Here is a 20,135-nt window from a genome sequence, read left to right as displayed (position 1 = left end):
GAGGGATCAGTCGGACAGGTTCACCTCGGCGATCGACCACCAGCTGGTGGAGGTGCCGGTCTGGACGACCTTGACGTAGCGGGCGGTGGTGGCGGGGAAGTTCGCCGTGATCTGGGCGGCGGTACCGGTTCCGGTGGCCACGGGGCTGCCGAAGTTCGTACCGTCGGTGGAGGTGAGGACCTGGTAGCCGCGGGCGTAGTCGCTCGCACTGCCCGCAGAGTCCATGACGACCCGGTCGATGCTCTTGGCCGCGCCCAGGTCGAGGGTGAAGGACTGCCCGTTCGCCATCGGGACGCCGGTGCTCCAGCGGGTGGCCGTGCTGCCGTCGAGCATGTTCGCCGGCACGTCGCCGCCGCCGGTGGACGACGCCGTCACCGTCCAGCCCGTCCGGGGCAGGACCGCCCCGGACCCGCCCGTGCCACCGCTGCCGGTGGTGCCGTCGGTGAAGACGTTCACCTCGGCGATCGACCACCAGCTGGTGGAGGTGCCGGTCTGGACGACCTTGACGTAGCGGGCGGTGGTGGCGGGGAAGTTCGCCGTGATCTGGGCGGCGGTACCGGTTCCGGTGGCCACGGGGCTGCCGAAGTTCGTACCGTCGGTGGAGGTGAGGACCTGGTAGCCGCGGGCGTAGTCGCTCGCACTGCCCGCAGAGTCCATGACGACCCGGTCGATGCTCTTGGCCGCGCCCAGGTCGAGGGTGAAGGACTGCCCGTTCGCCATCGGGACGCCGGTGCTCCAGCGGGTGGCCGTGCTGCCGTCGAGCATGTTCGCCGGCACGTCGCCGCCGCCGGTGGACGACGCCGTCACCGTCCAGCCGGTACGCGGCAGGGCCGTCTGACTGCCGCCGCCCGTGCCGCCGCCGATGGTGGTGGTGCCGGTCAGGCGGATGTCCCGCGACGACGAGCCGACGTAGACCGTGTTGGTGCCCGACGCGTTGGTCCAGCCGTTGTTCCAGTACTGGAAGCTGCGCGCGTCCAGGGTGATCGCCACGTGCTGGGTCTGCCCGGGGTCGAGCGTCATCCGGGTGAAGCCGCGCAGATTCTTCGGAGGTTCACCGGTCGTGCCGGGCTGGCCCACGTAGACCTGCGGGACCTCGGCCCCGGCCCGCGAGCCGGTGTTCGTGACGTCGAAGCCGACCGCCACGTTGCCGCTCGCGTCCGGCTGCCCGACCGACAGGTTCGCGTAGCCGAAGGTGGTGTAGGACAGCCCGAAGCCGAACGGGAACATCGGCGCGATGTTCTGGCTGTCGTACCAGCGGTAGCCGACCTTGAGGCCCTCGGAATACTGCACCTGCCCGTTCTGTCCCGGCCACTGGGCGGTGGTGGTGATCGGCCCCTGCGACAGGGAGGTCGGGAAGGTCACCGGGAGCCTGCCGCTGAAGTTCGTGTCGCCGAACAGCAGCGACGCGATCGCGTTGCCGTCCTCCTGCCCCGGATACCACGCCTCGACCACGCCCTTGACGGCGCCGGCCCACGGCAGGGTCACGGCCGAGCCGCTGTTGACCACGACGACCGTGTTGGGATTCGCCGCCGCCACGTCCGTGACCAGGGTGTTCTGCGCGGCCGACAGGTTGATGCCGTTGAGGTCGCCGCCCTCCGACTCGAAGTTCGAGACGAAGACGACGGCCAGCTTGGCCGCCCGCGCGGCCGCGACCGCCTGGTCGTGCGGGGACTGGCCGGGGACGGCCCAGCCGAGCGTCGCGTTGCTGGCGCCGCCCCCGTTGTAGTAGTCGACCTCGATGCTGACGGCCTGCCCGGCGGTCAGCGACACGCTGCCGGTGCGGGTCGTGCTGCCCTGGTTGAACCAGTTGTTGATGACCTGCTGCCCGTTGACGTACACCCGGGAGCCGTCGTCGCTGGTCAGCGACAGCTGGTAGGTGCCGGTGGCCGGCGGGTGCAGTGTCCCGGTCCACTTGGCCGACCAGTTGGTGGCGTTGACCCCCGGGGCCGGCGACGCGCCGCCCCACACGTTGTCGACGCTCGACTCGTTGCGGGTCAGCACGGGGGTGCCGGTCAGGCCGGTGTTGTTGTAGTACGACGCGGTGAGGCCGGCGCCGGTGCCCGAACTCGGCGTCAGGTACGCGCTGCCCAGCGGCGGCAGTGCCCCGTCGGCGGAAGGGGTTCCCTGCGAGTAGGTGACGTTCACCCCGCTGCCGGCCCGGCTCTTGATGCCCTGGTAAGGCGTCACGAGGTAGGGCGCGTTGACGCCCGCGCTGCCGCCGCCCTGGGACATCGCGTTGGTGCCCGCGTCGTCGCCGACGACGGCGATCGAGTCCGTACCGCTGCCGACCGGCAGGACCGGGCCGGTGTTCTTCAGCAGCACCGCCCCCTCCTGCGCGACCTGCTTGGCGATGGCATTGTGGGCGCTGCTGGTCACCACCGAGCCGGTGTTGCCGGACTGCGCGCGGTCGAAGAGGCCTGCCTTGAACATCGAGGTCAGGATCCGGCGGACGTGGTCGTCGATCGTCGCCTGCGACACCTGGCCGTTGTTGACCGCGTTGGTCAGCGCCGTGCCGTAGTAGTCGCTGCCGGGCATCTCCATGTCGAGGCCGTTGTTCGCCGACGCCACGGTGGAGTGGGTGGCGCCCCAGTCCGAGGTGATGAACCCGGTGAAGCCCATGCCGCCCTTGAGCACGTTGTTCTGCAACTGCCCGTTCTCACAGGCGAAGGCGCCGTTGATGGCCGAATAGGAGCACATGGCCGAGTCGGCCCCGCCCTGCTTCACCGACGTCTCGAAGGCCGGCAGGTAGATCTCCCGCTCGGTGCGGTCGGAGACGATCGCGTTGTCGGTGATGTTGTTGCGGTTGGTCTCCTGGTTGTAGACCGCGTAGTGCTTCACCTGGGCCATCGGCCCCTGGCTCTGGATGCCCTGGATGTCGGCGGCGCCCATCTGCCCGGCGAGGTAGGGGTCCTCGCCGAAGGACTCGAACGCCCTGCCCCACTGGGGGTCGCGCACGATGTTGATGGTCGGGGCCAGCACCACGTTGGTGCCCTTGCCCCACTGCTCGGAGCCCAGCACCTGGCCGTACTGGTTCATCAGCGCGGTGTCCCAACTCGCCGCGCCCGCGACCGGCGCCGGCAGCTGGGTGACGCCGGTGAAGCCGTCGCCGGCGCCGACCGGCCCGTCCTGCAGGTGCAGCGGCGGTATCCCGAGCCGGGTGTTGCCGTCGACGCAGCCGACGTAGCCGCATCCCTGGCCGCCGTGCAGCATGGTGAGCTTCTCCGCCTGGGTCATCGCGGCGAGCAGCTCGTTGGCGCGGTCCAGCGGAGCCTGGGCGCTGTTCGTCCAGGGCTGGTCGGCGGCGGTGGCCTGCCCGCCGGCGGCGAAGACGCCGACCGGCAGGACCAGGGCCACCGCCGCCAGCACGACTTCCACGGTACGGCGGCGTCCCGGCCTGCGACGTCGCTGCGACCAGAACCGCTTCTCGGTGCGGGGCGGTGCGTTCATGTGTACGCGCTCCGTTTCATGGGGGGAGAGCGCTCTCAGGCGCACATGAGATTCGCCCACGCGTGACGCCGTGTCAAGGATTCCGACGACTTCTTTCACGCCATGAATCACGCCGTGAACAAACCGGCTCCGCCGCGGGGTGCGGGATTCTGACGCCCGCCAGGGCCGGGCTCGGCGCCCGGGAGCGCGCCCGGGTCGCCAGGGACGCGCCCGGGGCCCGCCCCGGGGCGGTGTCCGGTCCGCGGAGGCGGGGTCGGCGCGGCTCGCGCGGGTGGTGGCGGCGATCGGCACCGGTGCCGCGTATGTGGCGGGTCGGCGCGGGGCACGCAGGTGGCGCGGACCGGCGCGCGTGGCTCAGTCGGCCAGCGCCTGCTCTGCGGGGAGGCGGAGTTCGAAGGACGCGCCGCCGTCGGGGGAGGAATCGGCGGTCAGGCGGCCGTCGTGGCGTTCCGCGATGTCGCGGGCGATCGCGAGGCCCAGCCCGGCGCCGCCGTCGTCGGTGCTGCGGGCCTCGTCCAGGCGGATGAACCGCTCGAAGATCCGCTCCCGGTCGGCCTCGGGCACACCCGGGCCGTCGTCCTGTACGGCCAGGACGACCTCCCCGCGCGCCGCGTCACGGACCACCCGTACGGTCACACGGGTCCGCGCGTGGCGTTGCGCGTTGTCCACCAGATTGCCCAGCACCCGGGCCAGCTGGCGGCGGGAGCCGCCGGAAGACGCCCTGGTCGAGACCCGGTTCGAGCGGCTCGCGAGCGGCGCTCTGCGCATTGATGTGCACGACGCGAACGAGAACAGGCCGGAACTGCGCCAGTTGTCCGCGGACGCCGAGTCCGGGCGTGGCCTGGCGCTGGTCGACGCGCTCACCGGTGGGCGTTGGGGGGTGAGCGGCCGTGCGGGGGTCGGGAAGCTCGTCTGGGCCGAATGCGCGACCGACGGCGGCGACAGGGGGGCATCAGGTGAGGTGCGGGGCGGGCGTAAGCGGGAGCGCCCGCGCAGGCTGCACCAGGAGCCGGAAGCCATGACCTGGGCGCGGGAGAAGGTGGGCCTGACCAAACGGGCGCTCGCCGAACTGGTCGGCATCTCCGAGCAGTTGATGGGAGAGATCGAATCCCTGGCTGGCGCGGCGCCACCCCCGCCAATCCGGCGAGGATCGCCCCGGACGCTGATCTGCCCGATCGTCGTCCTGTAACGCAAGCGCGCCGGAGCTACAGGCACCCGCAGAGGGCCAAGGACCTGACCGCCCCTGGGTAGGGCCGCCGGGCTTACGGGTTTTCTGAGGCCTGGTCCTGGGCGGGGGTGAGGGTTTCCTCGATCGTGACGTCGATGATGCGGTCGCGCTCGGCCGGGGGGAGTGGGGGCGCGGGTGTGTCGGACCGGTCGAGTTCGTGTCGGACGCGGCGGGCCACCGCGTCCGGGGCGGGCGCGGCAGTGCTTCGGCTGCGGATGTCGTTGTAGATCGTCCAGGCCAGGGTGGCGATGCTCACGATGAGGCTGCCGAGGGCTGCCGGGTCGGCGTACTGGCGGGGTTCGTCGTCGGCTCCGCGGGTGTGGAGGGCGACTTCCACATCGACGGCCAGGTCGGGGTGTGCCGGGCCGGCGAGCCGCTGGGCGGCGGCTCGGGCACCTTGTGCGACGGGGTCGGTCATCCGGGGTCTGCTCCTTGGGCTCGGTCAGTCGGCGGTGGGCTCGGTAAGGACGTACTCGCGTACGGCGGCGGGCAACGGGCTGCCGGTGGTGGCCTGCCAGGCGCCTTCGACGGCTTCGATGCCCAATTCCGCGGTCAGGAGGCGGAGATGGGCCGGGCCTGATCCTGTGCTCGGGTGCGGGATCGCATCGAACAGCGATACGCACTTGACCACCCAGGTCAGCGCCTGCGCGGACCTCTGCTGTGCTTGGGCGTGGAGCCCCAGTTGGGCGTAGGAGATGGCCAAGCCGGGGCGATTGCCGAGGTCTTCTTCGATGGTGAGGGATTGGCGGTACCAGCCTTCGGCCACCTCCCACTGCTCCCGATCCTGCGCGACCATGCCGAGTTGGTGGTAGCTGCTGGCCATGCCGGGGCGGTTGCCGAGGTCTTCTTTGATGGTGAGGGATTGGCGGTGCCAGTCTTCGGCTTCGTCCAGTTGTCCCCGTCCTTGGGCGACGTTGCCGAGTTGGTGGTAGCTGCCGGCCATACCACCGCAGATCCGCCAGATCCTCGTCCGACAGCGGCCACACCAGCTCCACCGGTTCGCCCACCGGCCGCGGGAACTGCTCACCCGCGGCCCACGACGACACCTGCACCAGCCCGTCGGCCCGTAAGTCCACCAACAGCCGCTCCGTCACAAACCCGCCCCCACCAGTCCGCACCCGCACCCGGAGATTGCGACGATAGACGTTTTCATGACAACGCCGCCCAACGAACGACAAAACCCGCTGCCCGGTGCGGACGTCCCTCAGGACGAGTGCGGGGGCAGCGGGATCGTGAAGTCGTCCTCGACGGGCGGGTCGATCTCGTGCTCCCGCAGGCCGGTCGCGGCGAAGCAGCGGACCCGGACCTCCGACGGGGTGACGTCGAGCCGCAGGAAGTTCTTGAAGAACGGCGGGCTGTACGTCGCCCCGCCCGGCGACAGGATGCGGGTCAGCACGCGCCGCACGGGCAGTCGCAGGAGGCGCCGGCGGCCGGAGCGGGCGGCCACGCCGAGCACGGAGGCCACGAAGCGCATGCGCGGCGTCACCCGGGCGGCCGAGGAGCGGACGGGTGTGATGCCGAGGCGGGCGGCGATCACCCCGGCCGCCTGGTCGGGCGACAGGTCGAACAGCCGCCGCAGATGGAGCCGGCGGCCGTACAGGCGGCTGTAGAAGGCGAGCGAGTCCGAGCGCAGCGGGTAGCAGCGGAAGCGGTCCTCGGTGACACCGCCGACCGTGACCGGGGGGATGGTGTGGGTGGCGTGCATGAAAGCCCCGCCACCGCCGGAGACGACGTATTCGATCCGGCGGCCGTCCACGTCGACCGGGTAGTGCTGGTAGTTGTGGATGTCGCCGCCGATGGCCGCGACGAAGTGGTTCTCCGGGTCGCGGACGATGTCGTCGACGGTGCCGCCGCCGTCGATGGCGCAGGGGTGGTGCTCCCCGTCGACGTAGATCGGCGAACCGGTGACGAGGATCTTCGGCCGGGGGCCGCGCGCCACCCGGGCGAGCCACTCGCCCTGCTCGCGGTCGATGGTGCCGAGCAGGCCGGTGTCTATCCCGATGATGCGCAGCGGCCCGGAGTCCATGGCCCAGTACGGTCCCGGGTGGCTTGCCGCCTGCGCCGGCTTGTCCCGCAGCTGCCTGGCCTGTGCCAGGCGGGCCTCGTCGGGCACCTCGGGCGCCCGCCACAGCAGGGACCGCAGCCATCCGGCCGACCCGGTGCGCGGGCGGGTCGGCCCCGGCAGGGCGGGGGCGTCGCAGAAGACCCGCATGAAGCCGGTCAGGCCGTCGTACCAGTCGTGGTTGCCGGGGATCGGGTAGATCGGCGCGTCGTAGTCGCGGTAGGGGCGGAAGAACTTCGTGCCGTACTCGTCGGCGCTGCCCACCGGGTAGAGCACGTCGCTGCACAGCACCGCGTAGCGGGTGCCGGCGCCGGCCTTCAGCAGGCCGGGCACGACGGCGTACTGCGGGGCGTCGCCCTCGCCCGTGTCGCCGAGCAGCAGGAAGGAGAAGGTGTCGGGGTCGTCGCGCTCGACCAGCAGGTCCTCGCCGGCCGCGCCGCGCTCCAGCTGGCCCCGCACCCACTGCTGCCGCTGTGACCCGGTCGGGTCGCCCAGCAGCGAGGCGAGCGGGCCGTTGCGCGCCTTCCACAGCGTCGTCGGATTCAGCCACGACAGGTTCGACACCCGCGGGGGCATCAACTCCCGGTAGGTGCCCGGTGTCTGGCCGCCCCAGCCGGCGCCCGCCAGCGAATCGCGGGAGGAGTCCGGTGAGTTGGGAGACGGGGCGGGGGCGGAGGAAGTCGACATGAGCGGACTCTAGCCGCCGCCGTCACGGCAGGGGCCCGCACCTCCGTCACCGCCGCCGTGTCGTCGCCGACCCGGCCGGCCGCGGTCCGCCGCCACCCGGTGTTCGAATCGTGTGCGATTCCGTGGGTGGGGCGGTCGGCGATGACGTCAGCCGGCCTTTCCGCAGGTCAAAGCCTGCGTGTCGGCAATGTGAGACGAGTCTCAACCCGTCATATACCACGTCGTGCGACGCCATAAAGTTATGAATCACCCGTACTGGCATTCAGTGTCCTTTTGTGGACGGACAGGGATAAGCCACTTCGGATACGGGGCTGGCGAGTCCAGCATCAGTGATCGACCCCCCACCCGGGCGTGCGTCTCCACCGGCACGTCCCGAGCGAACGAGGACCGACCCATGGCGTCCAGCCTGACAAAGGACGCCGCCCGGCAGAGCAGTCCCGCTGCTCCGGGCGGTGCGAAGGGCTTCTTCGGCCACCCCCGTGGCCTGGCCACGCTCTTCATGACCGAGATGTGGGAGCGCTTCAGCTTCTACGGCATGCGCGCGCTGCTGCCGCTCTACCTGATCGCCGGCGGTCCTGCGGCCGGCAAGGGCTCGCAGGGCGGCGGCCTCGCCATGACGGCGGCCACGGCCACCGCGATCTACTCGATCTACCTGGCGATGGTCTACCTGCTGGCGATGCCGGGCGGCTGGTTCGGCGACCGCGTCTGGGGCCCCCGCAAGACCGTCGTGATCGCCACGGGGATCATCATGGCCGGGCACCTGACGCTGGCGCTGCCCGGCGACGGCCCCTTCTTCGGCGGCCTGGCGCTGGTCGCGATGGGTTCCGGGCTGCTCAAGGCCAACATCTCGACGATGGTCGGTCACCTCTACGACGGCCCCGACGACCCCCGCCGCGACGGCGGCTTCACCGTCTTCTACATGGGCATCAACATCGGCGCCTTCGCCGCGCCCCTGGTCATCGGCACCGTCGGCCAGAACTACAGCTGGCACCTGGGCTTCGCGCTGGCCGCGGCGGGCATGGCCCTCGGCCTGGTCCAGTTCCTGCTGGGCACCCGGCACCTGAGCGACCGCAGCAGCGTCGTCCCGAAGCCGCTGAGCCGCACCGAGCGCGACACGACCCTGCGCAAGGGCCTGGCGTGGCTGGTCGCCGCGGCCGCCGCCTACGGCGTGCTGATCGCCACCGGCGTCTACACGCTCAACTGGGCGCTGGTGCCTATCACCGTGATCGGCCTGGTCATCCCGGTCGGCGTCCTGGTGCGCATCAAGCGCGACAGGGAGCTGTCGCCGACCGAGCAGTCCAGGATGAGCGGCTACATCTGGTTCTTCGTGGCCGCCGCCGTGTTCTGGATGATCTACGACCAGGGCGGGTCGACGATGTCGATCTTCGGCGACGCGAAGACCAGCGGCACGCTGTTCGGCTTCGGCTTCCCCTCCTCCTGGTACCAGTCGGTGAACCCGCTGTGGATCATGGCGCTGGCCCCGGTCATCGCCTGGGTGTGGGTGTGGCTGGCGCGCCGGAACCGGGAGCCGAGCACGACGGTGAAGTTCGCCGTGGGCCTCTTCCTCATCGGCGCCTCCTTCCTGGTCTTCGTCGTGCCGATGGCGCTGGCGTCGGACGGTACGCGGGTCAGCCCGATGTGGCTGGTGTCGATCTACATGATCCAGACCGTCGGCGAGCTGGCCCTGTCCCCGGTCGGCCTGTCGGTGACCACGAAGATGGCGCCCAGGAAGTACGGCAGCCAGATGATGGGTGTCTGGTTCCTCGCCGTCACCGCGGGCGACTGCACGACGAGCCTGCTGTCGCTGGCCGGCGTCGATCTGAACGGCACCAGCATGGTGGCCTTCGAGGGAATCCTGGCCTGTGTCGCGGGCTACGCGGTCTGGATGTACCGGCGCAGGGTGGTCGCCCTCATGGGCGACGTGCGCTGAGCGGGACGGCGCGCCTCGGCCGGGCCGGCGGCTGCCGGCGGAGGATCTGTGGGGCGGCGGCCCGGTTCGGGGTCGCCGCCCCACGGCGTGAAGAGGTCCGGATGAACGTGCTCGACGACCCGCCGCACCGGCCCCCCGGGCCCGGCACCGTATCGGTCGCGAGGTGACCGCCGCCTCCGGCGGTGCCGCGCCGCGAGGCAGCCGCTACGGCGAGGCCGTCTTCCGCCCGGGGCAGGTGGGCGAGGGCGAGCGGATCGACTTCGGGGCGCTGGCCTACGACGACTTCACGGTGGCGCGGCTGCGGTCCCTCGGGGCCGGTCCGGGATGGCACTGCCTCGACGTGGGCGCCGGCACCGGTACGGTCTCCCGCCGGCTGCTGGAGGAGGCCGGGGTGGCGAGCGTGCTCGCCGTGGACCGCGATGTGCGCTTCCTCGCCGAGCGGCCCGCGCCCGGTCTTGACGTCCTGGAGGCCGACATCACCGCCCCGGGGGCGATCCCGGGGACTTTCCGGCTCGTCCACGCGCGCTTCGTGCTGATGCACCTGCCGGAGCACGACGAGCTGATCGCGGCCCTGGCCGACCTCGTCGCACCCGGCGGTGTGCTGGTGCTCAGCGACGCCGTCGACCTGACGAGCGACCGTACGCCCGGCACGCCGTACACAGCGGTGATGCGGGCGATGTGGCAGGGGCTGCGGGCGGGCATCGGCACCGACGTCTCCTGGGTGCCGTCGTATCCCCAACTGCTGCGCGGGGCGGGGCTGGTGTCCGTCGCCGCCGAGATCCATGTGCCGCCGCTGCTGCCGGGCTCGCCCATCAGCCGCTTCTGGGCGGACACCTGGGAGCGCAGCAGGGCCGCGATGCTCGCCACCGGGCTGGTCGACGGCGCGGCCGTCGACGCGGCGGTGAGGTATCTGGACTCCGACGCGTGCGCCGCGCTGTCGGCCGGCATGCTCACCGCCTGGGGGCGGAAGCCCGACGACGCCCCGACCCGGTGAACCGGTCTACGTCGCCGCGACCGGTGCCGGGTGCGGGTCGCGGAAGGTGAAGGCGAGCGGGCCCGAACCCCGCTCGGCCAGGATCCCGATCCGCTCCATCGCCTCCCCCACGCTCGGGCGGTGGCCGGCGGGGACCCACCACAGCGCCTGGTGCGGGCCGGCCATGGGCTGGAACCACTCCCGGCGGCGGCTCAGCACACGCAGGTGGTCGGTGTGGTAGGCGAAGTTCTTGAGGGCTTCGACCGACTCCCAGGTCGAGCAGTTGATCAGGAGCAGGTCGTCGTCTCCGTCGGGGCGCAGCGCGGTCGAGTCCTCGCCGCCGTCGTCGACCATGCGCCAGACGAATCCGGGCGCGTGGTCGGCCAGCGCGTTGATCTCGGGCAGTTGGGCGATGAAGTCGGCCAACTCGGGGCCGCCCACCGGGGCGACGCTGCGGCCCACGTTGACCTGTGCGAGATGAAAGCCAGTCATGGGGTCAGCATGGCAAGGCCCGATCTCTATAGTCAATCAGAATTTGTTTTAGACCTGAGGGCCACGCAGCACCCGCCGGGGCACGGCTCGACGTCCGCCGACCACCCCTCGGGGGCAAGGCCCTCGATCAGCGCCAGGTTCATCCCGCAGACCAGCGCGCGGAAGTCGTCCGCGAGGGCGTGGAAGGGGCAGTTCTTCAGCCGCAGCGTCCCGCCGTCCCAGTACGGCAGATAGCCGCGGGCGCGGAGCACCCCGACCAGGTCGCCGTCCGCCGCGTCCGGGTCCGCCGCCCCCGCGGCCCTCGCCGCGGCCTGCAACTCCCGGTCAAGGCCGGCCTTCTCCACCACCTCCGCCAGCAGCCGGCCCACGGTGTCGTAGGAGCGGGGCGGCAGCGACACGGTGTGCTCGCCGCCGGCCGGCCGGTACATCTTCGCCGGCCGCCCGGCACCCGGGCCGGTGCGTTCCGACAGGCGCCGGAAGGACACGGCGAGCAGCCCGGCCGCGACCAGCTTGTCCAGATGGAAGGCCGCGAGCGACCGGGAGACCCCGACCGCCTCCGCGGCGGCATCCCGCCCCACCTCCCGTGCGGAGGCGGCGACATGCCGGTAGAGCTTCCGCCGTACGGGATCGCTCAGCACGCTCAGCGCCGTGAAGGCGTCGTCTTCAGCAGCCACCCGACGAATTCTATGACCGCCCCCCGGCGGCCGTTCCGTGAGACGCCGAGGAGCCGGTGAGCCGGGGGAGGCCCTAGCGTTCGATCTGGCTCTCCTTGACCAGCCACACGGCCAGGATCGCGGCGGCGAAGCAGACCATCGAGCCGAGGAAGAGCACCTCGTTGAATCCGGCGAGGAAGCCGTCGCGGGCGGCGTTCGCGACCGCCTTGCGCGACTGCGGCGGAAAGGCGGCCAGCACCATGTCCAGATTCCCCGACGACGCGGCCTCGACCAGTTCGTGGGGATGCCCCCCGCTCGCCGCGGGCGTCCCCGCCGCCAGTTCGCGGACCGCTCTCGCGCCCCGGGCCACGAAGATCGCCCCCCAGACGGCGATGCCCACGGAGATCCCGACCTGCCGGAAGGTGTCGTTGATGCCGGCCGCCATCCCGCTCTGCTGCTTGGGCACCACGCTCACGGCCACGTCCGCGATCACCGGGTTGATCAGCCCCACTCCCGCGCCCGCGATCACGAACCCGGGCAGCAGCGTCGTCCACTCGTCGCCCGGGGCGACACCGCCCATGAGGTAGAGGCCCAGCCCGATCGCCGCCAGGCCGGTGCCGAGCATCGCCCGGGCCGGCACCCGCGACAGCAGCAGTCCGGCGATCGGCGAGGCGAGGAAGCTCACCGCGGTGACCGGCAGATAGCGCAGGCCGGTCCCGAAGGGTGTGAGGCCCAGGTAGTTCTGCATGTACAGCGTGAGGTAGAGGAACAGCGCGAAGAGCGAGCTGGACACCCCGAAAGCGGCCAACTGCACGCCGGTGAAGGCGTGTCGCCGGAAGAGCCGCATGGGAAGCATCGGCTCGGGCACCCGCAGTTCGATCCAGACGAAAGCGGCCATCAGCGCCGCGGACGCCGAGAGCAGCGCCAGGATCAGCGTGCTGGTCCACCCTTCGTCGTTCCCCCGCACCAAGGCCAGCACCAGCAGGAAGAGGGACGCGCTGAACGCCGCCACACCCGGCCAGTCGACCCGTGTGGCGTGCGGGTCGCGGCTCTCGCGCAGCCGGGTGAAGGTGACGAGCAGCGTCACGGCGCCGATCGGCACGTTCAGGTAGAAGATCGACTCCCAGCCGAGCGAATCCGTCAGGGCCCCGCCGACCAGCGGTCCGATCGCCACCGCCACGCCGATCGTCGCCCCGTACCACCCCATCGCCACCCCCCGCTCCCTGCCCGCGGGGAATTCCTGCGCCACCAGGGCCAGCGACACGGCGAACATGGCGGCCCCGCCGACTCCCTGGATCGCTCGCGCGATGTTCAGGAACGTCGGGTCGGGCGACAGCGCGCACAGCAGCGAGGCCAGCGAGAAGATCGCCAGCCCGTAGGAGAAGACCTTCCGCCGCCCCAGCCGGTCGGCCAGCGAGCCGGCGGTCAGCACCAGCGCGGCGAGGGTCAACGCGTAGGCGTCCAGCACCCATTGCAGGTCCGTGAAGCTGGCGTCCAGATCCTTGCGGATCGACGGCAGCGCCACGTTGACCACCGTGATGTCGAGCAGCAGCATGAAGGTCGCCACCGACACCGCGATCAGAGTCCACCACTTGCGATCCACGCTCAGTCGCTCCCGCTGTCGCGTTACGTACCGATTTGTACGCTTACGCTATGCGGTGAGCCGCCGTGGATACGGGAGGTGCGGAGGTGAACCGCGGACGATCGCGTCGCCGCGGTCCTGTAGCGGACGAGGTGGGGACGCCGGGCCGGCGATCGCGGCAGGGCGGCCCCACGGGGTCGGGCGGCCCGGTCAGCCGCGGAGGAAGGCCAGCAGGTCGGCGTTGAAGCGGTCGGCGAACTTCGGGACCATCGCCAGGCCGTGCGGGGCGCCCTCGTAGACCTTGTAGGTGGCGTCCTTGACCAGCTTCGAGGACTTGGCGCCCGCCGCCACGATGGGCACGATCTGGTCGTCGTCGCCGTGGACGATGAGGGTCGGGACGTCGAACCGCTTGAGGTCCTCGGTGAGGTCGGTCTCGGAGAAGGCCTTGACGCAGTCGTACGCGCCCTTGATCCCCACGGTCATCGACCACAGCCAGAAGGCGTCACGGGTGCCCCGCGTCACCGTCGACCCGTCCCGGTTGTCACCGTAGAAGGCGGCGCTGAGGTCCTCGTAGAACTGCGAGCGGTCGGTCGCGACCCCCTCGCGTATCCCGTCGAAGACCTCGATCGGCAGGCCCTCGGGATTGTCCGCCGTCTTCAGCATCAGCGGCGGGATCGCGCCGAGCAGGACGACCTTGGCGACCCGGTCGCTGCCGTGCTTGCCGACGTAGCGGGTCACCTCGCCGCCACCCGTCGAGTGCCCCACCAGGACGACGTCCCGCAGGTCGAGAGCCTCGATCAGCGACGCCAGGTCGTCGGCGTAGGTGTCGAGGTCGTTCCCGTCCCACGGCTGCCCGGACCGGCCGCCCCCGCGCCGGTCGTGGGCGATCGCGCGGAAGCCGTTGTCCACGACCAGTTTCGCCTGGGGGTCCCACGCGTCGGCGGTCAGCGGCCAGCCGTGGCTGAACACGACGGGCTGCCCCGACCCCCAGTCCTTGTAGAAGATTTCGGTTCCGTCCTTCGCGGTGATGAAAGGCATGGTGCGGTTTCCTCACGATAGCGAGCACATCGACGGCATCAATCGGGGAATCGGGAGCGGCCGGGGGCGGCCCGGCAGGGCATCGCCCAGGGCGCGGGTCCGCCCGGCGTCGTGCTGCCCGGCCACGGACCGCCCCGCGGGCACGCGTACGGTGGCGGCTCCGGTGGCCGCCTTGCGGCCGGGGCCGGGAAGACCTCCACCCGGCACGGTCGCGCGCACCGCGGTGGCGTCTCCCGTTCGGCTTCCAGCTTCGCGCAGCCCGGAAGGTCCCGCATCACGAAGCCCGCGGGGCCGCGGGCGGCCGCGGCCCGGACGGCGGGCCCGCGGCCGGCGTCACGACGAGGGCGTGCCGCCACCGGCTTCGGCCCGCATGCCCGCCAGGTGCGCCCGCAGCTCGGAGAGGGGCTCGCGGGCCCGTTCGTCCCCCTTGTCCAGCGCCTCGGCGAACCACCGCTCGCCCTCCGCCCGCGGCGGTGCCGGCAGCAGATGTCCGGGCAGCACCGCCCGTACGGCCTCCAGCGCCGTACGGCTCTTGCCCGCGGTCGAGTCGCCGGTGAGCAGCACCATGCCGCCGGCTGCCGCGGCCGTCCGCAGGGCGTCCCGCACCCGGCCGTCCACGTCCCGCCGCACATACGGCGGCAGCGCGGCGCCCCCGTCGCCGCCCCGGCGGGCGCGGTGCACCCCGAGGGCGAGCGGATCGGTGTCGCCCGCCAGGGCGCCCGAGGGCGGGGCGGTGGTGTGCTGGTGCTGGTGGAAGCCGCCGGCGGCGGTGTGCACCGCCAGGCCGCCGGAAGCGGCGCGGACCCGGATCGGCCCGGCGCCCGCCGGGCCCGCGCGGTGCGGCCTACCGGCGCGGTGCGGGCCGCGTCACACCTTGCCGACCGCCATCCACAGCTGGTAATCGGTCAGGAAGAGCCGGCCCGGGCGCTGGGCGGCGGTGTCGGGGACGGCGGCGCGCACCACGGGGCGGTCGCCCTTGGTGACGGTCACCGTCGTGCCGTCGAAGCGCGGGGCCCTGTCCTTGACGACCGAGCGGAGCTCGGCCGCCAGGCGGTCGGCGGTCGCCTGGTCCTTGACCGCCACGCACAGGACCTCGGTGTTCCTGCCCGAGTCGTCGGCCTGCTGGCCGAGGGCGGAGAGGCGGACCGGCTCGGTGGTGGACAAGGTGTTGAAGTCGGCGCGGTAGACGTCGCCGAGGCAGCCGGTGACGAGCCGGTATTCCTGCTTGTCGGCCAGGGAGGCGCCGTGGCCGGGGTCGGTCGCGGAGAAGTGGGCGGCGTCCGTGGCGTACCTGATCTCGTCGTCCGAGACGGCGAGGGCCGGGCCGGAGTCCGCCGGCTTCCAGACCTGCCCGCCGTCCTGCTCGGCCGAGGTGTAGCCGCTCTTCTTCAGGGACGCGGTGACGGCCGCCGCGTCGAAGGAGCCGTCCCAGTGGCCCGCCGCGGCGGAGTCGACGGTGGTGTCGATCCGGGACTCCTTGAGGATCAGCCCCCACGGTCCGACCGTGTAGCTGTTCAGCAGCGGGCTGGCGGACTGCGCGACGGTCTTGAAGCGCTCCGGGTCGGCGGCGCTCAGTTTCCGTATCCGGACGTTGTCGGCGTAGGTCACCTGCTTCGCGGCGTTGGCGTCGGCAGGTAGGTGCCGCAGTGCCTCCAGCGGCTTCGACCCGCCGTCGCCGGATCCGGACGAGCAGCCGGTCGCGGTGGCGAGGAGCGCGGCGGCCAGGACGGCGGCCGCGGCGGAGCTGTGCAGGGGCCTGGAGCTGTGCAGATGTCTACGTGCTATGTGCATGGCAGCGCATTCTATGGCGCGTCAGCTCCGGCCTGCGGAGGGTGCGGCCGGCGTGCGCCTGCCGGCCGGTCTCGGGCGCTGTGCGGGGCGCCGCCACCTGTCACACCGGCGAACAATGCATGTATCTCCGACAAAAGGGGCAGAAGCCCTCCATGGGGTGGCTCCGGCTACAGGTGGACCGCGTCCTGGAGGAGCGAACCGGGCGCGGGCTGCTGGTGATCGCGGTCGCGCTGATCGTGGTGATCAGCGTGACGGACATCTGGGTCGGGACCAGTGTCCATCTGGGCCCGCTGCTGGTCATCGCGCCCACCCTCACCGCGTCCTTCGCCGGACCGCGGGTGACCGCCCTGGTCGGGGGAGCGGCGGAATTCGCCCTGGTGATCATCTCCGTCTTCCACGGCGGGCTGAGCACGACCAACCACGTGGCGCAGCTCACCGCGCTCGCGGTGCTCTCCGCCCTGGTGGTCTTCCTCTCCTACGTGCGGGTGCGGCGGGAGCGCGAGCTGAGCCGGGCCCGATCGGTGGCCGAGACCGCGCAGCGCGTCCTGCTGCGGCCGCCACCGCGCCGGGTCGGCCCCCTCGGGGTGGCCTGGCTCTACCTGGCCGCCGAGGACGAGACCCAGATCGGCGGGGACCTCTTCGCCGTCGTGCGGTGCGACCGCGGCCTCACCCGGGTGCTCATCGGGGACGTCCGGGGCCACGGCCTGGCCTCCATCGGCGAGGCGTCGACGGTGATGAGCGCCTTCCGCGAGGGCGCTCACCGCTGCGACGACCTGCCCGAGCTGGTCGGTGCCGTCGACGACAGCGTCTGCCGGGACCTCGACGAGTCCGCCGACGCCGTACGCGACCCGGGGGAGCACTTCGTGACCGCCATGCTGCTCGACATCCACGACACCGACCACCAGGCCGAGATGGTCAACTGCGGGCACCCGCCCGCCCTGCTGGTGCACGGTGACGAGGTCACCGCCCTGCACCCCCGTGCTCCCGCGCCGCCGCTGGGCCTGGGCGTCCTGTCCTCGGAGCGCGGCGGCCGCACCGACCCCTTCACCTTCGAGGCCGGCGACCTGCTGCTGCTCTACACCGACGGTGTGATCGAGGCCCGCTCGCCGACCGGCGGCATGTACCCGCTCGCGGAACGGGTCGCCTCCTTCCCCGCCTCCGGCCCCGAGGGGCTGCTGCGCCGCGTCCACCGCGACCTGATGGAGCACGTGGGCGAGCGGCTCTCCGACGACGCGGCCCTCCTGGTCATCGAGCGCACGGCGGCCCGCCGCCCGCACCGGCCGCAGGCCGCGGGCCAGTCCTCGGACGGCCACCGCCGGCTCGGCACCGGCGGCCAGGCCGCCGGACGCTGATCAGGACTCCGGCTCCGCCTGGTGCCGCCAGACCACCACCCTGCGGGCGGCGCGGCCACCGGTCGCCGTCGCGGTAGCCGGCCATGTCGGTGGAGGCGCGAACCACCCGGACGACCCGCCGCAGCCGGACGGCCCCGCACCACCTGGACGACAGCCACTACGGGGACGACACGCACGACGGATTCTTCGAGGGGCTCTGAGGGCCGCGTGGACAGCATGGACGACGGGCCGCGCGTTCCGCCCGAGCAATGGCCGCGCGACTCGCTGCTCGCCATGGCCCCGGCCGCCATGTCCGGGGAGCTGCCGGCACTGGGCTCGCGCCGCGTCTACCGCAACGGCGAGACGCTGTCCGAGGGGGGCCGGGACCACCACGTCCTGCTGCTCCTCCACGGGTGCGTCAACCTGCACGCGACCACCCGCTCCGGCCGCCCCACGCTGCTGGCGATCAGGGGCGGCGGCGACCTGCTCGGCGAGCAGACCGTGCTGGACGCCGGTCCGCGGTCCGCCACCGCGGTCAGCGTCGGCCGGACCCTGGTGCGGGAGATCGCGGGCACGGAATTCCTCCGGGTCCTGCGAACCGACCCCGAGGCGGGCATCGCCCTCAGCCGCTACCTGTCGGTCAAGCTCCGCAGGGCCACCCGCTACCGGGTCGACGTGGGCGGCAACCCCGTGACGACCCGGCTGGCGGCGGTGCTGTGCGAACTGGCCGAAGGGCACGGCCGACCGGTGGCCGGGGGCGTCCAGGTGGAGGCCCCCGGTGACGCAACCGGAACTGGCGGCGATCGTCAGCACCACCGTACCGACCCCGGAGCGCGCGATGAAGCGGCTGCGGGACCTCGGGCTGATCAGCGCCGGCTACCGGAGCCTGGTCATCAAGGACCTCGACGGGCTGGTCGCGAGAGCGGAGGACCCGGAAGGGGTGTGACCCGCCATACCCCGTGCCGCGGGTCAGGTCAGCCGGCCAGCGCCAGCGCGGCGGCGACGGACTCCTCGAAGACGCGGCGCCCTTCCCCCGCGGCCCCCGGCGCCGCCGGCAGCAGCGAGACCACCACGTTCGCGCCGGACTGGACTGTGGGATGCAGCCGCAGCGCCGCCGCGCAACCGCCCTTCGGGCCCGCTTCGAGGAAGACGCGGTTGCCGGAGTCCAGCAGGCCGTCCACCGCGGGCCAGAAGAGCACAGGACCGGTCAGTTGCGCCGCCCAGAATTCCGGGGTGACCGACTCGGCGTCGGTCACGTCCCGGGCGGTGGAGGTCGAGCGGATCGTGACGGCGGGCGGGCGCAGCCGGACGCGGTGCAGCTCTTCGCAGAACCGGGCCGCCGCACCGGCGCACAGCGGGCTGTGGAAGGCCTGCAAGGCCTTCACCGGACGGCACGCGACCACCTCGGCCGCCAGGGTCCGCTCGGCGGCGAGCAGCGGCGCCGTCGCACCCGAAAGCACTGTCTGGAAAGGGCTGTTGACGGCCGCGACCGCCAGGCCTCGCCCGGCGAGGTCGCCGCCGAGCACCTCGCGGACACGGTCGGCCCCGGCGGCGACCGCGAGCATCCCGCCCGGTTCCGTGGCCGCCATCGCGGTGGTCCGCGCCGCCATCACCCGGCTGCCGTCGGCGACGCTGAAGACCCCGGCGACGGCGGCCGCGGCCAGTTCGCCGACGCTGTGTCCGACCAGGACCGCCGGCCGCAGGCCCCGGGCGATCACCGCGAAGGCCAGGGAGGCGCCGACGGCGAAGAGCAGCGGCTGCGCCCGGCGGCAGTCGTCGAAGTCCGGGCCCGGGTCCTCGGCCAGCCAGTCGTCGCGCAGCCGCTTCCCCTCGGTGCCCGCCGCGCTGAAGAAGTCGTCCATCACGGCGGTGAAGACCGGCTCGGCGCCGTACAAGTCGGCGCCCATCCTCGGTTGTTGCGCGCCCTGGCCGGGAAAGACCAGCGCGACGTCGCGTCGTTCGCCCATGGAACCCACACCCCTTGCCGGTCCGGTCACGCGCTCAGTTCGGTCAGTTCCAGCGTTCCGCTCGCGACGCGCACGCCTGCCTGGTCGATGCCGATCGACGCGGACACCCCGCCGGGGCGCCCGGTCACCGACACCGCGCATTCGGCGGGCACGTCGATCTCCACGAAGATGCCGAAGTCCAACTCGGCCCGCGTCAGGGCCGCGTCGCCCGCGCACAGGCCCGCCTCCGCCGCGCTGCGCAGCGCGGACTGCCGCATGGCCTCGATGAGCAGCGACGCGGGGATGTGGTCGTAGTCGCGGTCGAAGAAGGACGGGTGGGTCCGGTCCACCAGCAGCGGATAGCGGTCGGGCCGCACGGCGGGCCCGATCACGACGTTGCCGCGGTCGCGCCGCCCGACCAGCTCGGGGTCGATCGGCTTGGCGTCGGGCACGCTGCCCGCGTCCAGCGCCCGCCGGGACCGCTGGTAGTCCCGGATCTCGTGGTAGGACTCGCGGGGGAAGAGGATGCTGCCGAACGAGAGCGACATGGCCCGCACCCCGCCGACGAGGAAGTCGCCCGCGATGTCGAAGGTGCTGTCGGTCTGCGTGACCCGGACCTTGACGACGCCTTGCAGCGGTGTTTCGCCGTCGGCCCGGAAGGCGTCCAACTCCCACACGTCCAGGGTCACTTGCTGTACGGCGGACGGGGTGCCCCGCTGCACGTCGAGGTATTCGTGCCGTGCCACGACGAAGGCCTGCCGGAAGGCCTCGGTCATCGCCACCGGGTCGTGCCAGGGCGCCCGCTGGTCGGACCACAGCGGGTGGTCGTGCGCCACCCGTACGGCGATGGCGAATTCGTCGGGGCCGATCCGGGCGTGGTCGGTGACGAACACCTCGCGCGGCGAGCGCCGGTTCACCGTCATGGGCGGCACGAACTGGTCGAAGCCGAGAGCGGCAACGGGATCGATGGGCATC

At 72.3% G+C, this 20,135-nt stretch carries 16 protein-coding genes and 2 pseudogenes; 5 read left to right on the top strand and 13 right to left on the bottom strand.

Going from position 1 to position 20,135, the window contains the following annotated elements; all coding sequences use genetic code 11:
* Positions 1-6 precede the first annotated feature (6 nt).
* Both OG900_03995 and OG900_03990 read right to left on the bottom strand, forming a co-directional pair.
* Entirely contained in the window at positions 7-3,447 is a 3,441-nt protein-coding gene (locus tag OG900_03995; protein ID WUH89389.1) for a glycoside hydrolase family 3 C-terminal domain-containing protein, read from the bottom strand.
* A 354-nt stretch (positions 3,448-3,801) separates the two neighbouring features.
* Positions 3,802-4,155, bottom strand: a pseudogene (locus OG900_03990) (sensor histidine kinase).
* Between OG900_03990 and OG900_03985 the strand changes: the two are divergent.
* Complete coding sequence (locus OG900_03985; GenBank protein WUH96080.1) at positions 4,109-4,636, top strand: hypothetical protein; 528 nt, start codon at positions 4,109-4,111, stop codon at positions 4,634-4,636. The pseudogene OG900_03990 and the gene OG900_03985 sit on opposite strands and share 47 nt — an antisense overlap.
* Before the next feature lie 73 nt (positions 4,637-4,709).
* On the opposite strand, the gene OG900_03980 is transcribed toward OG900_03985, so the two are convergent.
* The 3 genes from OG900_03980 to OG900_03970 form a co-directional block, all read right to left on the bottom strand.
* Positions 4,710-5,093 carry a hypothetical protein gene (locus OG900_03980; protein ID WUH89388.1) on the bottom strand — a complete coding sequence of 128 codons (384 nt, stop codon included), beginning with the start codon at positions 5,091-5,093 and terminating at the stop codon, positions 4,710-4,712.
* Between the two features lie 24 nt (positions 5,094-5,117).
* Positions 5,118-5,618, bottom strand: coding sequence for a tetratricopeptide repeat protein (locus OG900_03975; GenBank protein ID WUH89387.1), 501 nt, complete (start codon positions 5,616-5,618; stop codon positions 5,118-5,120).
* 261 nt (positions 5,619-5,879) lie between these two features.
* On the bottom strand, positions 5,880-7,424 hold the full coding sequence (locus OG900_03970; GenBank protein ID WUH89386.1) for a metallophosphoesterase: 1,545 nt from the start codon (positions 7,422-7,424) through the stop codon (positions 5,880-5,882).
* A 394-nt stretch (positions 7,425-7,818) separates the two neighbouring features.
* On the opposite strand from OG900_03970, the gene OG900_03965 reads away from it, so the two are divergent.
* Together OG900_03965 and OG900_03960 are read left to right on the top strand one after the other, a co-directional pair.
* Positions 7,819-9,354 carry an oligopeptide:H+ symporter gene (locus OG900_03965; protein WUH89385.1) on the top strand — a complete coding sequence of 512 codons (1,536 nt, stop codon included), beginning with the start codon at positions 7,819-7,821 and terminating at the stop codon, positions 9,352-9,354.
* Between the two features lie 163 nt (positions 9,355-9,517).
* Entirely contained in the window at positions 9,518-10,348 is an 831-nt protein-coding gene (locus tag OG900_03960; protein WUH89384.1) for a methyltransferase domain-containing protein, read from the top strand.
* A 6-nt stretch (positions 10,349-10,354) separates the two neighbouring features.
* Here the strand turns inward: OG900_03960 and OG900_03955 are convergent, their stop codons facing one another.
* The 6 genes from OG900_03955 to OG900_03930 form a co-directional block, all read right to left on the bottom strand.
* Entirely contained in the window at positions 10,355-10,819 is a 465-nt protein-coding gene (locus OG900_03955; GenBank protein ID WUH89383.1) for a DUF3291 domain-containing protein, read from the bottom strand.
* A gap of 32 nt (positions 10,820-10,851) precedes the next feature.
* Complete coding sequence (locus OG900_03950) at positions 10,852-11,493, bottom strand: helix-turn-helix domain-containing protein (protein ID WUH89382.1); 642 nt, start codon at positions 11,491-11,493, stop codon at positions 10,852-10,854.
* A 73-nt stretch (positions 11,494-11,566) separates the two neighbouring features.
* Positions 11,567-13,075 (bottom strand): MFS transporter, encoded by a 1,509-nt coding sequence (locus tag OG900_03945; GenBank protein ID WUH89381.1) that lies wholly within the window; start codon positions 13,073-13,075, stop codon positions 11,567-11,569.
* A 189-nt stretch (positions 13,076-13,264) separates the two neighbouring features.
* Positions 13,265-14,092, bottom strand: coding sequence for an alpha/beta hydrolase (locus OG900_03940; protein ID WUH89380.1), 828 nt, complete (start codon positions 14,090-14,092; stop codon positions 13,265-13,267).
* Between the two features lie 333 nt (positions 14,093-14,425).
* Positions 14,426-14,869, bottom strand: coding sequence for a hypothetical protein (locus tag OG900_03935; protein ID WUH89379.1), 444 nt, complete (start codon positions 14,867-14,869; stop codon positions 14,426-14,428).
* 90 nt (positions 14,870-14,959) lie between these two features.
* Complete coding sequence (locus tag OG900_03930; protein ID WUH89378.1) at positions 14,960-15,883, bottom strand: hypothetical protein; 924 nt, start codon at positions 15,881-15,883, stop codon at positions 14,960-14,962.
* A 152-nt stretch (positions 15,884-16,035) separates the two neighbouring features.
* On the opposite strand from OG900_03930, the gene OG900_03925 reads away from it, so the two are divergent.
* Positions 16,036-17,235, top strand: a complete 1,200-nt coding sequence (locus OG900_03925) for a serine/threonine-protein phosphatase (GenBank protein WUH89377.1) — start codon at positions 16,036-16,038, stop codon at positions 17,233-17,235.
* Between the two features lie 754 nt (positions 17,236-17,989).
* Positions 17,990-18,160 (top strand): annotated as a pseudogene (locus OG900_03920) (helix-turn-helix domain-containing protein).
* Between the two features lie 28 nt (positions 18,161-18,188).
* On the opposite strand, the gene OG900_03915 reads toward OG900_03920, so the two are convergent.
* Positions 18,189-19,181 carry an acyltransferase domain-containing protein gene (locus OG900_03915; protein ID WUH89376.1) on the bottom strand — a complete coding sequence of 331 codons (993 nt, stop codon included), beginning with the start codon at positions 19,179-19,181 and terminating at the stop codon, positions 18,189-18,191.
* Between the two features lie 26 nt (positions 19,182-19,207).
* Positions 19,208-20,134, bottom strand: a complete 927-nt coding sequence (locus OG900_03910; protein WUH89375.1) for a hypothetical protein — start codon at positions 20,132-20,134, stop codon at positions 19,208-19,210.
* Position 20,135 lies beyond the last annotated feature (1 nt).

It is taken from the genome of Streptomyces sp. NBC_00433, from assembly GCA_036015235.1.
GTDB lineage: Bacteria > Actinomycetota > Actinomycetes > Streptomycetales > Streptomycetaceae > Actinacidiphila.
Note: the sequence above shows the minus strand (reverse complement) of the source record. Positions and strands in the feature narration are given on the sequence as shown.